We start from the raw sequence: 15,598 nt of genomic DNA, 5'->3' as shown, positions 1-15,598 counted from the left end.
CAATCGTCGCGAAAAATCCTTGCCGATGACGTTTCAATTTTCGGGCGTTGTGTTTTCTTATTACGTCCCGTTCCTTTGAGTCCTGTTCCCGAACCGTCCTTTTCACGGCCGAGGCACTTACAGCACAAGCGCCGCCAGCAGCACAAGCATGCCGAGGACCATTCCCAGGGCATACCACGGGACCAACCCGTTCTGGACACCACGTAACATGGCTCCCAGAAAGCGAGGAATAAGGCCCACAACGTCCACCAGCCAGTCAATCACAAACCGGTCAATCCAGGCAGCCACACCCGCCAGTCCGGCCAAAGGTCGGACCACGACCCACTGATAAATCTCGTCAAAGAAGAATTTTCGGTAAGAAAGCGTGTACAGGCCAATGGCTCGGAAAAGGGCGACAATCCCATCGACCAAGGCACTGGGCCCGAAAACCACGCCGGCCGCCACGACCACACCGAGCGCCGCCAGCAGCAGGCTGATCCAGGGGATGGTTCCCGCGTGAGTTGCCGTGCCATGCCCGGCCAGCCGCGCGGCTGCATCCAGACTTACCGTCCCGCTGAGGAAATGCTCAACCCACCGCGTTGGTCCCACCAACGCTCCGGCAATGACCGAAGCCGCGGCCAGAATGCCCAGCGGAATCAGCATCACCGGTGGGGATTCGTGAACATGGCCGGCGCTCTCCGCGGGGACGCGTTCCTCGCCAAAGAATGTGCGGAAATACGCTCGGAACGTGTACACCGCGGTGAGAAACGCGGTCGCCATTGCCACGACCAGCAGCAGCTGATAGTAGCCACTGTGATGGGCCCGTCCGGCGAGAGCGACCAGAATCTCATCCTTGCTGAAGAATCCCGCCAGGGGAAAAATCCCCGCCAGGGCCAGACTGCCAATCAGGAAGGTAACGTGCGTCCACGGCAACCGGCGCCGCAGCCCGCCAATTTGATTCAGGTCGATGACACCTCCTGTTGCATGCATCACACTTCCTGCTCCAAGGAAGAGCAGGGCCTTGAAGAAAGCGTGCGTGAAGAGGTGGAACATGGCGGCTGCCGCTCCCACCAGCCCGCCCACGGAGAGCCCCAAAAACATGTAACCGAGCTGGCTGATCGTGGAGTACGCCAGAATCCGCTTCAGATCGGTTTGCGTGAGCGCTATGATGGCTGCCATGAGAGCCGTAAACGTAGCCACTCCACCGACAATCTCCAGAACATGTGGGGCGACCTGGAACAGCGGCATGCACCGGGCAACCATGTAAACGCCCGCCGTCACCATCGTGGCCGCGTGAATAAGAGCGCTCACCGGCGTGGGGCCTTCCATCGCGTCGGGCAACCACACATGAAGCGGAAACTGGGCACTCTTTCCACACGCCCCCGCAAACAGGAGCAGACAGGCGACGGTCGCCAGTCCCCCGTGAATGAGCCCCTTTTCCGGGTGGAGAAGTCGGGCAGTCCCCAGGATCCCCGCGGAAAACACCTCCTGCGTCTGCGGATCGATCGTGTCGTGGAAGTTGAGCGTCCCATACATCGACCACAGCAGGAAGATCCCCAGGGCAAAGCCGAAATCCCCCACACGGTTCACCAAAAAAGCTTTTTTGCCTGCCGCGGCTGCCTCCGGCTTTCTGTACCAGAATCCGATGAGCAGATAGCTGCACAGGCCCACCGCCTCCCAAAAAACATAAAGAAGGACAAAATTGCTCACGGAAACGAGCATGATCATGGAAAAGACAAACAGGCTGATGTACGTATAAAAGCGCCAGTAGCCAGGGTCCTCGTGCATGTATCCGATGGAATAAATCGCCACCAGCAGCGAAATGAACGTCACGGTCACGAGCATGAAGACCGTGAGCGAATCCACCCGCAGCGCCACCGGAATATGAAATCTCGCGAAATCCCACGTGCCATGGGGAACAGGTCGCTCGACGGATGCGCCACTGGGACTGATGTCCGCCCAACTCCACAGCTCGAAGACTCGCTCAAACGTCGGCACGTGCTCGCCAGAATGACTGCCGTGGACGGCCGGGGCCGATCGTAACAGCATCCCCAGAAGCGCCAGTGAGCCTACGAACGAAATCGCCGTGGCCGTTACGGTGGGGACATGACTGCTTTCTCGCAAAACGCGCGGTCCCAGCACAGCCGTCACGAGGGCGGCCACCAGCGGCATTCCTGCAACGAGGACAATCAAAAAGCTCATGGTCGTCAGACACTCGGTCGATATTCGAGGACTTCTTCCGGGATCACAGGAGCGCGTCCGACCCGCGGCAACTTGGGCCAACTGGGCGGTGGCGGGGACGGTATTTCCTCCTCTTCTGCTTCACGGGGAATTTCGCCCACGCCCTCCTCCCTCAGGTGCTGGACCCTCAACACGTCCAGGCCATATCGAGCACGGACGAGATTGAGAACCAGGGCCAGTGCCACGGCCGCCTCAGCCGCAGCCACCGCCATCACAAACAGGGCGAAAACCTGCCCCTGAAGTTGTCCGTGGAAACGGCCCCAACTAACAAAACTGAGCGACACGCCTTGGAGCATAAGCTCCACGGACAGAAACATGAGGATGAGGTTCCGGCGGCTGAGGAACCCCACCAGTCCCAACCCAAACAGGCAGGCACCAACCCACAATTGTTGAATTAAAAGGGCATTCTCAGACATCGCTGTCAAATTCCATATATTCCGTCTCTGTCGTCACGGCAGCCATTCCACCAGGCTGGGCATACCCGGTGCCTCCCAGCTTCTGAGATCGATCAAAGGTTCCAATGGCCGGGCAATGATCACAGTGGCCCCCATAAGTGCCAGCATCAGCAGGAGTCCTAACGCTTCCACAGCGAGGGCAAACGACCCAAAAAGTTCCTGGCCCAGCTCGACCGTCGCCGTCGGCACCAAACCCGACGCATGTTTCTCACCGCTCATGAGAGCCGGCGGAGCGGCCTCGTTTTGCGCGTCCTGCGGCCGCAAGGCCTCCAACGCACTCCCAGTCACCAGGCCGATCAGCACCACCCCGGCCAGCGACGCCATAAAAGGTTCCCAACTCCGGCGATTGAATCCCGCCTGACCGCGAGGTTCATCGAGCATGATCAAAAAGAGGAAGACCACCAGAATGGCCCCAACATAGACCACAATAAGGGCCATCGAGACAAATTCTGCCCCGTGATACAAAATCAGTCCCGCGGTACCCAGGACTGTCATCCCGAACCACAGGGCACTGTAGAGCGGGCGCAGCGAGGTGATCATGGCCACCGCCGACCCCAGCGTCACCAGCGTCATTCCCCAGAGAACGCCTCGGGCAAGAAAACCCCCAAACGAGGGAATCAGGCTGGCCATCATCACCAGTCCTGAAGCCACCAGGACCCAGCCCGGGGCTCGACGGCGAGCCGTCCCCCAGGGCAGGGCCCAGAACAGCCCAGCCAGGGTCAACAACATCCCCGCTACGAGAATGGTCGTACCCGAAACCATCGTATTTCCACCTTTCCGGGCAACGTTTGCCTGAAAGAATCTGTCCCTCGCTCGTCAGTCAGGTTTCTCCGGAAGCCGAGTCAGTCTTCTGGTCTTCGACCACGTCCTGCTCCCGCATCCAACGGGGAGGCTCAAGGTCTTTGGTTTGATCATACACGCTGAGAAGCTTTTCCTTGTCGAAGATCATCTCTTCCCGGCTCTTGCCGGACAGATCGTACAAACTTGTCAGTTCGATGGCATCCACGGGACACGCCTCTTCACACATCCCGCAGAATATGCACCGAAGCATATCGATGTTGAAAACGACGGGATATTTTTCGCGATCCGGCCAGGGGCTGGGCGCGGCCACAATGTCGATGCAATGGGCGGGACAGGCAGTCGCGCAGAGAAAACACGCGACGCATTTCACCCGACCCTGTTCGTCCCTGTTGAGACGGTGCACTCCACGGTAGATGATCGGATCAGGAAACTCGTGGCGCTCTTCGGGAAATTGCACCGTGATCTTGGGACTGAATAGATGGCGCAATGTGGTCGTCAGTCCTTCGATGAAGAGAGGCAAATAGGACCGCTCAGCCGGCGTCAGCGGCGGCTCGTCCACCCAGCGTATTTCAGAGCTATCGGGCTTCATGGGACTAACTCCATTCACTCTTCATTGTCGAAGCTCGGCTGCCAGTCTTTTGCCGTGGGGCGAACTCCAGCCGGGATGGCCTGTTCCGACTGCCTTGCCAATCTCACCAGGTCTTGCCGCGGCCGGTTGTCATACGAGGGGGGGCTGAGCCGGGCCGTCACCATCCATACCGCAATGAGGGCCGCCCAATTGATGGCCGCCAATACGGCAAGGGCCCGACCACCTTCCAGTCCCAGCGCTTCCTCGCCACCCGAATACCACCACACCAGGATCACCAGCGGCACCATTCCCCACGGAATGAGAACCTTCCACGCCAGCCGCATGAGCTGATCGAACCGGAACCGCGGCCAGCTCCAGCGCATCATCATGAAAAACCAGATCACCACGAGGACCTTCACCGTGAAGACGATAATGCGAAGCAGGGCCCCACCGATCCCGGCCACGGGCTCCGTGCCCGTCAGACCCCAGAAATGCCATCCACCCAAAAACAACAGGACAATGAGCACCGCGGCCGTCACCATGTGGAGGAATTCCGAAACCAGATACGTCATCAGACGCATGCCGCTGTATTCAGTATGGAATCCACCGACGAGCTCCTGCTCGGTTTCGGGGAGGTCAAAGGGAAGCCGGGCCGCCTCCGCCGTCACAGCCACGAAAAACACCAGGAACGTCAGCGGATGCAGGACGATATTCCATATTCCCGTTTGGGCCTGCTGGAGCACCATCTGGTCAAGCCGAAGACTGCCCGCGTGGAGCGCAACGACCAGAAGCGTCAGACTAAGTGGGATCTCATAAGCGATAAGTTGAGCCGCGGCACGGAGTGCTCCGAACAGGCTGTACTTGTTTCGGCTGGCCCAGCCCCCTGCGATCACACCATAAACGGCCGCGCCGTTGGCCGCAAAGAGGTACACCAGCGCCGCATCAAATTGGGGGACAATCGTCAGGTCAATGGGCCGCCATCCCGGAATGCCCAGATCCACCTGGCCCAAGGGCACCACGGCATAGACCGCCACCGCCGCCACAAAGGTGAGAATCGGCCCCAGGTTGTAAACCACTCGGTCCACATGCCCGGGGACATATTCTTCCTTGAAGATCAATTTGACACCATCAGCAATCGGCTGTCCCAGGCCAAACAGGCGAATATTGGTGAGAGGAATCCCCACGCGGTTCGGCCCAATCCGGTCCTGAACCCACGCGGCAATCCACCGCTCGACAAGGACCAGGTAGGCCGCCGCGGTCATCAAAACCCCCAGTGCGAGGGCAATTTTGACGCATGTTTCGATGATCAATCCGACCATGTTCGAGCCTCAATCGGGCTGATCTACTGATCGTGTGCCCGGTCTCCCATTGATGTTGTTCCCAACGATTTGTGCATCACCACTCGCGGTGTTGAGCCTCTCGCTCACGAAATTGAAATCCATCCGTTAGGCCGTGCTGGCCTGCGTTTCCGCGGTGCTCGGCGCCAACTGGTTGACGCGCAGATCCACACCCACGTCGGGGATCTCCCCGGCAGCCGCCGAGAAGTACGGCAACTCCGCCGCCAGTTCCGCCAGAACCATTCGTGGCTGATAAACCCCCGTTCGACCGCTGAGCTCCCAGAAGACCATCCCCACACAGCGGCTGCCCAGGGGTGGTCGGACGGCTCGCTGCAACCACTGCAGCCGATGACTGCGGTTCACGTACGATCCCTCATGCTCGGCGTAGGTCGCCATTCCCAAAAGGAGGTCCACTTTTCCACTGAGGGGGCTGGGAAACAGATCGGCCAGCGCCACCCAGTTTGCCTTCCTCACCGTCTCCGCCTGCGATTCATCCAGCCACGGCTTGATATAACCCGCCAGGACGATGACGCGATCAATCCGACCCGCGGCGACTTCCTCCAGGAAGTCCGACCAACCGAGCACCCCATTTCCCAACCCGTAGGCAATCGCTTCCACCCCAAGCCGGTTGGGACATTTTTCGGCTGAGATCACAAATCCACCCGGGAATCGCTCATCTTCCCCTTCGCGTGGCACCGGCCCCAGAGCGATGACGCTGTCCGGATGCATGTTCCGCATCCATCGGGCAGCAAGATACGCCTCTTCATTGGTGAGAAACGGCGACAGACACATTGCCGGGCGAGCCGCCGTTCGCACCTTTTCCTCGATCTCCCGCAAAGCGTCAGTCCAGCCGATGGCCGCCTGCCCGCTCGTCGTACGCCGCACCACCCCCCGAATCCGGCTTGGGTGATGGATGAACGGATAACCGTACCGGCCGTCGTTGCAGATCCACCATTTGTTGACGAACATATTTTCCCGCGGCTTGATGCGGTGGACGCGATCCTGATTTTCCTCAATCCAAATGGAACATCCCGTGGCGCACAGACCGCACACACTCGCCTTGCGTCGGAGATACCAAACCCGCTGTCTGTAAAGGAAGTCTTTATCCGCGAGGGCCCCTACTGGACAGAGGTCCACCACGTTGCCCGAGAGTTTGTTGTGGAGAGGAACATCGGGGAGCACGTCAATTTCCTCGTGCGTCCCGCGGTTGACGATCATGAGCTCCGAAGTTCCCGAAATCTCTCGCGTGAAGCGCACGCACCGGCTGCACATGATACAACGGTCCACGAACAGAAACAGATCCCCGATGTCCCGTTTGCGACTGGTGATCGGGCGAATATCCGCCCGGCGCTCACCCTGCCCGTACTGAAAATGATAATCCTGAAGCCGACACTCCCCGGCCTTGTCGCAGATCGGACAATCGATCGGATGACGCAGGAGCAGGTCTTCCTCCACCATCGCCCGTGCCCGCGCCACCTTCTCGGTGTTGGTGACAATCACCATCCCATCCCTGACCAGGGTGTTGCAGGCGGGGACGAGTTTGGGCAGCATGACGACGTTTCCCGTCTGAGGATCGCGTGTGCCCATCTCGATCAAACACATCCGGCAACTGGCGACGACCGATAAACCAGGGTGCCAGCAGTAATGGGGAATCTGCACGCCTGCGCGGGCCGCCACCTCGATGGCGTTCAGACGCTCCCCTGCTCTGACTTCAATCTCTTTTCCGTCAACGATCACCACCGGCATAGTTGACTTCCTTCCCCCTCATTTTCATGCATGGTGGGGTTCACCTGTTCGGCCATGCCCCCGCCCCTGGACTATCCACCCCGCTCACCTCCTTGCCTGGCTCATCGCTGACCGCCTGCTATCCCTGGAACGACACGGGACTTTCCTTGTGGGAAGGAGAACCGTTGTCCAGGGCGGGCACCGGCCGCCGGGTCTTGTAACCCGTGGGGTTTGTTCGTTTGATGTAATCTTCCAACTCCTCCCGAAACTTCCGAATCGCCGTCTTTATCGGCCACGCCGCGCCGTCCGCCAAACCGCAGATGGTTGTCCCCGGGATGATCCCGATGTTGTCCGCAATTTCCAAAAGGAGGTCGAGATCCACCAGTCGCCCCCGCCCCGCTTTGATTCTCCTGACGATTTGCAGGGCCCAACTGGTCCCTTCGCGACACGGCGTGCATTGGCCGCAGCTTTCGTGAGCGAAGAACCGACAACTGTTGTGAAGGAATTCAATCATCGGGTAGGTCTCATCCATGACGATGACACCCCCCGTCCCCAGCCCCAGGCATCCCTTCTGAACTGGCCCCACAAAATCCATGGGCACATCCAGCTCGTCCACGGAAAGGACGCCCGTGCTCAGTCCTCCAGGCACAACCGCCTTGGCGCGGCGGCCCTTCCACACCCCACCGCCAAACTTTTCGATCAATTCACGACAGGAAATTCCCAGCGGTGCCTCGTAACACCCCGGCTTGTTGACATGTCCGCTGATACAGAACAGTTTCGGGCCAAAACTTCCCGGATCACGGGGATCGTCTGGTGATGGAGGCACACCGATGCTGCGGAACCAGTCGGCTCCGCGTTCGATGATGTGTTTCACGCAGGCAAGCGTCTCCACATTGTTGACCACGGTGGGTTTGCGAAAGAGCCCTTCGACCGCCGGGAAAGGAGGTTTACTGCGAGGCCACGCCCGCTTACCCTCAATGCTCTCGATAAGGCCAGTTTCTTCGCCGCAAATGTAGGCCCCTGCGCCCCGATGTATGTACACATCCAGCGAAAAACCGGAGCCGAGGATGTTCCTGCCCAAATAACCCGCCGCGTAGGCTTCATCGATGGCCGCCTGCAACCGCCGATAGGCCAGCGGGTATTCATAGCGGAGATAGATGTAAGCCGTTGTCGCGCGTGTCGCATACGCGCTGAGGATCGTTCCCTCCAGTACCTGATGAGGATCCAACTCCATGAGGACACGGTTGCAAAACGTGCCCGGCTCACTTTCGTCCGCATTGACGCATAAATAGATCGGTCCCGGATGGTCCGCCGGAAGAAACGACCATTTCAGGCCCGTGGGAAAACCTGCCCCCCCACGACCCCGTAAACCGCTTCGTCGAACCTCGTCCACAACCTGAGCGGGTGAAAGTTCCCGGAGTGCCCGGCGCAGCGTTTGGTACCCTCCCGTGGCTTCGTAGACGGCCAGGGTATGACTGTCAGGTCGCTGGATGTTCGCTAACAGCACCGGTTCAAAACTCTCCATGGCACTCTCTGTGTGGGAAGTATTCAGGGCAACTGATCCAGGATTTCGTCCAGCTTCTCTCGGGTGACGCGGGCATGAATGGTCTCGTTGATCAGCACGGCCGGGGCCATCTCACACGCCCCAAGACACTCGGCCGCCTCGAGAGTGAACCGCCCGTCGGCCGTCGTGTCACCGGGCTCGATCTGCCATTTTTCCTGAAGATAACCGAGCAGATCTTCTCCCCCGCAGATGGCGCAACTCAGCGATCGGCACACCCACACGCGATACTTGCCCAGCGGCTTGTGCTGCTTGAAAAATCCGTAAAACGTCAGGGTATCCTGAATTTCCGGGGCAGGAATTCCCAGCAGGGCAGCCAGCTCGCGCACCGCCTGGGGAGGTACGTAGCCCAACTCCTGCTGAATGAGGTGAAGCGCCGGCAGCACGACCGCCCGCGGCGACGGATACCGCGGCAAATACGCACGAATCCTGTCGCGGAGACCCTCGCTCAGAATCTGACGCCCCGTCTCGCACGGGACCTCGGTCGGCGTCTGCTTGTCGTTCACGGCTTGCTCCTCACCAAGCTCCTTCGCCGGTGGCATCACCGGAATGGTCCTTACCGGTCCAGCTCCGCGGCTATGATGTTCAAACTCCCCAGCACTGCCACCACGTCGCTCAAAGTATGCCCGCGTATCAAGTGGGGGAACAATGCAAAGTGGACAAAGGAAGGCGGTCGGCACCGTGCGCGGTAGGCATAGGGAGAACCATCCCCCACGATGTAGAAGCCCAGTTCCCCGTTCGGGGACTCCGTGGCACAGTACACCTCTTCGCAGGGAACCTCGAATCCCCGATTGCTCATGATCAACTCAAAGTGAGTGATGAGCCCCTCGATAGTGGACCTTACCTGCCATTTTTCCGGCAGGGCGATGCGTTCGCTCACCCCCACATTGACTGGCCCCGGCGGCAGGTTTTCGATCGCCTGCTGAATGATTTTGAGGCTCTCCCGCATCTCCGCCATCCGCACCAGATACCGCGCGTAACAATCACCAGCCTGGGCGCAGCAAATCTGAAAATCAAAATCTTTATAGGCCAGGTAGGGTTCGTCCTTTCGCAGGTCGCGTGTTACTCCGCTCGCCCTGGCAACTGGACCGGTCACGCCCCGGTTGATCGCCTCCTCCTTGGTGAGAACGCCGATACCCTTGGTGCGGTCGATGAAGATGCGGTTTCGGGTCAGGAGCCGTTCCATGTCGTCCAAAGCCCGCGGAAACCGCTTCACGAATTCCCGAATCAGTTCGATGGCCTTGGGCGACGCATCATACATCAGTCCCCCGACCCGGGTATAGCTGTTGGTGAACCGGGCACCGCAGAGAGCCTCAAAAATGTCATAAATCATCTCTCGCGGATTGAAGGCGTACATGAAGAACGTGAAAGCCCCGGTATCCAGTCCCACAGCCGCGTTGCACACGAGATGATCGGCGATCCTCGCCAGCTCGGCGACAATCACCCGCAGATACTGGCAGCGGGGAGGCACTTCAATCCCCAAAAGCTTCTCCACCGCCAGGTGCCAGGCCACGTTATTGGCCATCGGCGAAACATAATTCATTCGGTCCGTGATCGTCACATACTGGTTGTAATTGAGGTGCTCCGCCAGCTTTTCGAAGCCTGAATGGAGATATCCGATATCGCAGTCCGCATCGACCACCCGCTCTCCTTCCAGCTTGAGAATCAGCCGCAGCGTCGTGTGCGTGGCAGGATGCTGGGGACCGAAATTCATGGTCCACAGATATTCCTGCGCGTCGTCTTTGGGGATGTACGTGGTGCTCTTTTCCAGCGGCATGGTCAATTGGTCCTTTTACCCCAGATCCCGTGTGACGACCGGAATATTGTGGCGTTCGCCTCGACCCTGAAGCGGGTAATCCTTGCGGAGGGGATGGTCCTGAAAATCCTCCGGAAGCAGGATCCGCCGCAGATCGGGGTGACCTTCAAAGCGGATACCAAACATATCCCACACTTCCCGTTCCAGCCAATTGGCTCCCTCCCACAAATCGGTGACCGTTGGCAGGGTCGGCTGGGGGTCGTTGACGAACGTCTTGATGATCATCCGCTCCGCTGTCTCGGGATGGCCCACGATGTACACCACACCAAACCGGTCTTTGGCGTTGGGATAGTACAGGTAGTCAACGCATGTGATGTCAATGATGAGGGCCAGCCCGACTTCTTCCTTCAAAAACTTCAGCACATCATGAACGATCCCGGCCGGAACCACCGCCCGGTGCTGCCCCCGGAACTCACTGATTTCTGCCTCCGGGAATCGCTCTTTCAATTTCTGGAGGGTTTCGGGACTTGCCATCCTCGCGATCCTTTCCGTGACGCACCCTCATGTTGCGGAAGTTTCCGAGCCTGCCGGGCGATCGCTTGCCGGATCGTTACCGGAAGAGGCGAAAAGCGGTGGTCCGGCCACTACCAGCCGCGGATTCCTGGGGTCCTCCACGAGTGCCCGCGGCGGCTGCCGCCGACGAAAGGCCTCCCGTCCGCTCGCCGTCCCTTCCCGCTGGATTTTCTCCTGGAGATCGATGATGGCCTGGAGAAGTTGCTCCGGCCGCGGCGGACACCCCGGCACATACACATCCACGGGGATGAAACGGTCGATCCCCTGGACCACCGCATAAGTGTCGAAGACCCCTCCCGTCGATGCGCAGGCACCCATGGAAATACACCATTTGGGCTCATGCATTTGCAGCCAGATTCGCTGCAGGACGGGCATCATCTTCATCACCACCCGGCCGGCCACGATCATCAAATCGCACTGCCGGGGACTGAACCGAAAGACCTCCGCTCCGAACCGTGCAATATCGTGGCGGCTGGCCCCCGTCGCCATCAACTCGATGCCGCAGCAGGCTGTGGCAAACGGCATCGGCCAGAGGCTGTTCTTGCGGCACCAGTTGACCAATGCGTCAAGCTTGGTGATGACCACATTATCGGGAAGATCGGTCATGGTGGACCTCGCTCGTTAACTCCAGTCAAAAGCCCGCCGACGCCAATCATAAATGTAACCCAGCGTCAGCAGTGCGAAGAAAATCAACCCACTTCCTACGACAGACGTCATGACGGCCATCAGGGAGAACCCGCTTTCCTCAGTTCCTCCCCTGCTCGACGGAGCAAACGTGGGAATTCCCCCAGAAGCGTCGGTGGCCACCGGGGCCGGTGCGCCAGACGCGGCAGGCCCCTGGGCCACGCTCACACGCCCTGATGCAACCCCAGGCTGTCCTCGTATCGCCAGGACCCACGGATAAAGAATGAGCAATTCCACATCGAACACCAGGAACACCACCGCCAAAACGTGATACCGCACATGAAAGCGGCGTGCTGTATCATGAAACGGATCCACCCCGCTTTCATATGGCATTGCTTTAACGGGATTAGGTCGTTTCGGCCCGCACAAATGACCCAGCACGATCAGACCGACACTGAGGGCAATCAGAGCCAGCAAGAATAACGTGAAAGGAATCACTGCCGGATCAAATTCCATGGGGCCCTCGCAACGTTATGCCCGGTCAATGGTCTGTACTCAGAACGATCCCCACATAACCGTCCAGCGATCGTGTTGGCATCAGGTCCTCGCCGAACACTGAAGCCAACCAATCAGCATCTCAGGCGGGACAATTCCCAAGCCGGCCGTCCGGCATCGCGCTCTCGGCTCGGGTGGCAGGACCAGGAGAGGCAGGCCCACCCGCGCAACGTCCATGTGCCACAGAGCAGACCACGCCAACTCAACCCTGGCACCCTTACTACGCAATACTAAGAGCGCAAGTTCAGTTACTGCGCCCTTCTTGCCCGCACCCGACTCCGAAGAGCTAGCAACTCAAGTCCCGCGGGAAATGGAACATCCTTCAAATGAAACAGTTATAATGTGCGATCTTGGCATTCTAGAAATCGGCCTAAACCCCGTCAACACGTGGCAGCCATCCCACGCCAGGGCGGAACCGTCATAACCAGCGCACATGAAATAAGTTGCGTAAACCTAACTGAGACCCTCTCCTTCCCTGTCAGCCTTTTCTCGATGGCTGAATTTTCGCTTCCCGACGAGGTGACGCACAAAACCAGCCATTTATCGCGGATGGAGCATGTTTTTCGGGTCCAGGGCCTCTTCGAGCTGCTCGGGCGGCAGAACATTTTGTTCCAAACACACCTGCCGCACCGTCTTGCCTGTGCGAAATGCCTCCTTGGCAATGGCCGCCGCTCGCTGGTAACCGATGTACGGATTGAGGCTCGTCACCAGAGCCAGGCTCTTTTCCACGGCCGCCTCACACGCCTGGCGATTGGCTTCCATTCCGCGGAGCACCTTCTCTGTGAAGACCCTCAGGCCGCGCGAAAGCAACCGGATCGACTCCAGCACGGTTGCACCCATCACCGGCATCATGATGTTGAGCTGAAACTGCCCCCCAGAAGCCCCCGCAAACGTGATCGTTGCGTCGTTCCCTATCACCCGGGCGGCCACCTGCATGAGGCTTTCGCACAGCACCGGATTGACCTTGCCCGGCATAATTGAGCTTCCCGGCTGAAGGTCCGGCAAAATCACCTCGTAGAAACCGCATCGCGGTCCCGAGCCAAGCCAGCGGAGATTGTTGGCGACATTGAACACGCTGACGGCCACCGTGCGCAACAGGCCGTGACATTCCACCAGCCCATCACGCTGCGCGTTGGCCTCGAAATGATTCGCGGCCTCACGGAAGGGGACCCCCAGTTCCTGGGCAAGGATTTCAGCGACACGCTTGCCGAACTCGGGATGGGTATTGATCCCCGTACCCACAGCCGTTCCACCGGCCGGCAGCTCCATCACCGCCTGGAGGGCACGCTCGGCGCGCTCGACACCCAACTCCAGCATCCGCGCCAGCCCACTTATCTCCTGTCCAAGCGTCAATGGGGTGGCGTCCGCCAGATGGGTCCGCCCGATCTTGATGATATCGGCCCAGGCCCTCGCTTTTTCCTGCAGCACTTGCACCGCTTCCCGAAGAGCAGGGATCAATTGGTCGCGGATCGCCAGTGCCACCGCCACGTGGATCGCCGTGGGAAACATATCATTGGTGCTTTGGCCCATGTTCACGTGGTCGTTGGGATGGATCGGCTTCTCCGCCTGGAAGCGATCGCCGCCGGACAGTTCAATCGCCCGGTTGGCAATCACTTCATTCGCGTTCATGTTGCTGGATGTGCCGGAGCCGGTCTGGTACACGTCCACAGGAAACTGGTCATCGAACTTCCCTTCCGCGACTTCCCGACAGGCCTGGAGAAGGGCCTCCACCTGCGACGGCGTCAGTGCTCGGGGACCGGTGGTCAGACGTCCAAGCTCCGCGTTGGCCCTGGCGGCCGCCCATTTCACCCATCCCAGGGCGTGAATGAGTTCGGCGGGCAGCGTCTGGCCAGAGATCGGGAAATTCTCCACCGCCCGCTGTGTCTGTGCCCCGTAGTACGCCAGCCGGGGCAGCCGCACCTCTCCCATCGAGTCCACTTCCACGCGATAAGCATCACTCATAAACGCCACCTCTCGAGTTGAAGGCTCATAGAAAGCTCTTTTCGGAAATCGCGGATGCAACGAGGGAACGTCCGTTTGTCATTCGAAATCAAATCCACTCCACGCCTGGTGTCACCCCTGGTCGGGCGTGTCATCTGGACCCGCCCGGGGATGACGTTTTCCTGAACCGCAATCCCAGGGAAAGCCATTTGTTGCATCGAGCCGCCGCCCCATGACCAGCGGCGAGAAATTTATCATAGCAGTAAGACAAAATTCCCGCATGGCCCAGGTTGCCTGCGCCGGGATCGGACCACCATCCCACAGGCGGACGACTGCCAAGTAAGTCAGTCGAGCGAGTAGGGCCGAAAGATTTTTTGGCCCCAGCAACCCCGGAGGGGCACGCTTGTCGTGCCCGGGGAAAAGGAATTGATGATCGAAGGTCGAACGAGGAATTGATGATCCAACGTCGAACGACGGACCTGACAAGCAGGTCCCTCCGGAAAAAGGTCGGAGGGGCACGCCTGTCGTGCCCGCAGAACGGCAATGGATTGTCCGTCATAGGAAAGCGGCCCCCTAACAAGCAGGTCCCGCCAACTATGCGGATCTCTGTTGTGTGGATTGGAGGGTCGGGTTCCACCCCTACCGGTCATGGTCGTGCGATCCGAGCCGACGGCAAGGTTGTGAAGGCTAAAGCCTTCACCGAAAAGCGGCGATGAATCGCCGCACTCCATGGAGTGCGGGGCTTTAGCCCCGCTTTCGGCGCGGGACTTCAGTCCCCGCCGAAAGGCAATGGATGATCGAACGTTGAACGACGGACCTGACAAGCAGGTCCCTCCGGAAAAAGGTCGGAGGGGCACGCCTGTCGTGCCCGCGGAACCCAGGATAGACCACGACAGACCTGACGAGCGCGTCCCTCCGAAAGCGGATTTGACGAGTAGGTCGCTGCGAGGGGAAGTGGACGTGACGAGCACGTCCCTCTGGGCGTGTTTAATTAGATCCCCCTATCTCTTTGGCATCGCTACACTGACTTCCTCGGCGATGTGGGGAGAGCCGGTCGAAGATTTTGATGCCAAGAAACGCACCAACCGCGCAGTGGGCCTGGTCCAAAAATGTCTCCCAGCGCCCGCAAAAGGTATTTCCGACGACCTTATGAACCTGCGTGCTTGCAAGAATTTTCCTGCCGTACGAGATCCACAAGCCGCTTTGAAAGTCGCCGTTACCGATCATTGGGAGTGACCACGAAGCGCCGGGGGAGCCAAGAAAAGCTGCACCATTAACGGGCAGAAAGGCCGAATTGTCTGAGACTTCAATATCAGCCTTATCAGAGGTTTCAACAGGAGACTTTAAAGGGGTGGCTGACGGGATTCGAACCCGCGACACCCAGATCCACAGTCTGGTGCTCTGACCAGCTGAGCTACAGCCACCATATTACGCAATATGCAGCAGCCGTCCCGGCACGTCGTGACCGGAATGTCTGCCGCT

13 protein-coding genes and 1 tRNA gene are annotated in these 15,598 nt (G+C 59.3%); all 14 read right to left on the bottom strand.

The window, feature by feature from the left end:
- Nucleotides 1–117: 117 nt before the first annotated feature.
- On the bottom strand, nt 118–2,181 hold the full coding sequence (nuoL, locus tag THTE_RS02740; protein ID WP_095413998.1) for an NADH-quinone oxidoreductase subunit L: 2,064 nt from the start codon (nt 2,179–2,181) through the stop codon (nt 118–120).
- A gap of 5 nt (nt 2,182–2,186) precedes the next feature.
- Entirely contained in the window at nt 2,187–2,636 is a 450-nt protein-coding gene (nuoK, locus tag THTE_RS02735) for an NADH-quinone oxidoreductase subunit NuoK (RefSeq protein ID WP_095413997.1), read from the bottom strand.
- A gap of 33 nt (nt 2,637–2,669) precedes the next feature.
- The gene (locus THTE_RS02730) at nt 2,670–3,437 is read right to left on the bottom strand and encodes an NADH-quinone oxidoreductase subunit J family protein (protein WP_095413996.1); all 768 of its coding nucleotides are present in this window, start codon (nt 3,435–3,437) and stop codon (nt 2,670–2,672) included.
- 58 nt (nt 3,438–3,495) lie between these two features.
- The gene (locus THTE_RS02725) at nt 3,496–4,065 is read right to left on the bottom strand and encodes a NuoI/complex I 23 kDa subunit family protein (protein ID WP_095413995.1); all 570 of its coding nucleotides are present in this window, start codon (nt 4,063–4,065) and stop codon (nt 3,496–3,498) included.
- Between the two features lie 14 nt (nt 4,066–4,079).
- On the bottom strand, nt 4,080–5,363 hold the full coding sequence (locus THTE_RS02720) for a complex I subunit 1/NuoH family protein (RefSeq protein WP_237260188.1): 1,284 nt from the start codon (nt 5,361–5,363) through the stop codon (nt 4,080–4,082).
- Nucleotides 5,364–5,489: 126 nt separating this feature from the next.
- Entirely contained in the window at nt 5,490–7,127 is a 1,638-nt protein-coding gene (locus THTE_RS02715) for an NADH-quinone oxidoreductase subunit G (protein WP_095413994.1), read from the bottom strand.
- 118 nt (nt 7,128–7,245) lie between these two features.
- Nucleotides 7,246–8,631, bottom strand: a complete 1,386-nt coding sequence (gene nuoF / locus THTE_RS02710; protein ID WP_095413993.1) for an NADH-quinone oxidoreductase subunit NuoF — start codon at nt 8,629–8,631, stop codon at nt 7,246–7,248.
- Between the two features lie 23 nt (nt 8,632–8,654).
- Entirely contained in the window at nt 8,655–9,173 is a 519-nt protein-coding gene (gene nuoE, locus THTE_RS02705) for an NADH-quinone oxidoreductase subunit NuoE (protein ID WP_237260187.1), read from the bottom strand.
- 50 nt (nt 9,174–9,223) lie between these two features.
- Complete coding sequence (gene nuoD / locus THTE_RS02700; RefSeq protein ID WP_095413991.1) at nt 9,224–10,444, bottom strand: NADH dehydrogenase (quinone) subunit D; 1,221 nt, start codon at nt 10,442–10,444, stop codon at nt 9,224–9,226.
- A gap of 15 nt (nt 10,445–10,459) precedes the next feature.
- On the bottom strand, nt 10,460–10,957 hold the full coding sequence (locus THTE_RS02695) for an NADH-quinone oxidoreductase subunit C (RefSeq protein ID WP_095413990.1): 498 nt from the start codon (nt 10,955–10,957) through the stop codon (nt 10,460–10,462).
- 27 nt (nt 10,958–10,984) lie between these two features.
- Nucleotides 10,985–11,602, bottom strand: a complete 618-nt coding sequence (locus THTE_RS02690; protein ID WP_237260186.1) for an NADH-quinone oxidoreductase subunit B — start codon at nt 11,600–11,602, stop codon at nt 10,985–10,987.
- 15 nt (nt 11,603–11,617) lie between these two features.
- Nucleotides 11,618–12,136, bottom strand: coding sequence for an NADH-quinone oxidoreductase subunit A (locus THTE_RS02685; protein ID WP_095413989.1), 519 nt, complete (start codon nt 12,134–12,136; stop codon nt 11,618–11,620).
- A gap of 579 nt (nt 12,137–12,715) precedes the next feature.
- Nucleotides 12,716–14,137: a class II fumarate hydratase gene (locus tag THTE_RS02680; protein WP_095413988.1), complete on the bottom strand. Its 1,422-nt coding sequence runs from the start codon at nt 14,135–14,137 to the stop codon at nt 12,716–12,718.
- 1,329 nt (nt 14,138–15,466) lie between these two features.
- Nucleotides 15,467–15,540 (bottom strand) — tRNA-His (locus THTE_RS02665).
- Nucleotides 15,541–15,598: the final 58 nt, after the last annotated feature.

The sequence above is a fragment of the Thermogutta terrifontis genome (assembly GCF_002277955.1).
Taxonomy (GTDB): domain Bacteria; phylum Planctomycetota; class Planctomycetia; order Pirellulales; family Thermoguttaceae; genus Thermogutta; species Thermogutta terrifontis.
The sequence above is the reverse complement of the archived record's forward strand: the minus strand, read 5'-3'. Positions and strand labels throughout refer to the sequence as shown.

Bases quoted from the DNA above. Each gene is read 5' to 3' on its own strand.
- nuoD (WP_095413991.1), bottom strand. From the start codon at position 10,444: ATGCCGCTGGAAAAGAGCACCACGTACATCCCCAAAGACGACGCGCAG.
- THTE_RS02695 (WP_095413990.1), bottom strand. From the start codon at position 10,957: ATGGCAAGTCCCGAAACCCTCCAGAAATTGAAAGAGCGATTCCCGGAG.
- nuoK (WP_095413997.1), bottom strand. From the start codon at position 2,636: ATGTCTGAGAATGCCCTTTTAATTCAACAATTGTGGGTTGGTGCCTGC.
- THTE_RS02720 (WP_237260188.1), bottom strand. From the start codon at position 5,363: ATGGTCGGATTGATCATCGAAACATGCGTCAAAATTGCCCTCGCACTG.
- THTE_RS02685 (WP_095413989.1), bottom strand. From the start codon at position 12,136: ATGGAATTTGATCCGGCAGTGATTCCTTTCACGTTATTCTTGCTGGCT.
- THTE_RS02690 (WP_237260186.1), bottom strand. From the start codon at position 11,602: ATGACCGATCTTCCCGATAATGTGGTCATCACCAAGCTTGACGCATTG.
- THTE_RS02715 (WP_095413994.1), bottom strand. From the start codon at position 7,127: ATGCCGGTGGTGATCGTTGACGGAAAAGAGATTGAAGTCAGAGCAGGG.
- THTE_RS02725 (WP_095413995.1), bottom strand. From the start codon at position 4,065: ATGAAGCCCGATAGCTCTGAAATACGCTGGGTGGACGAGCCGCCGCTG.
- THTE_RS02680 (WP_095413988.1), bottom strand. From the start codon at position 14,137: ATGAGTGATGCTTATCGCGTGGAAGTGGACTCGATGGGAGAGGTGCGG.
- nuoL (WP_095413998.1), bottom strand. From the start codon at position 2,181: ATGAGCTTTTTGATTGTCCTCGTTGCAGGAATGCCGCTGGTGGCCGCC.
- THTE_RS02730 (WP_095413996.1), bottom strand. From the start codon at position 3,437: ATGGTTTCGGGTACGACCATTCTCGTAGCGGGGATGTTGTTGACCCTG.
- nuoF (WP_095413993.1), bottom strand. From the start codon at position 8,631: ATGGAGAGTTTTGAACCGGTGCTGTTAGCGAACATCCAGCGACCTGAC.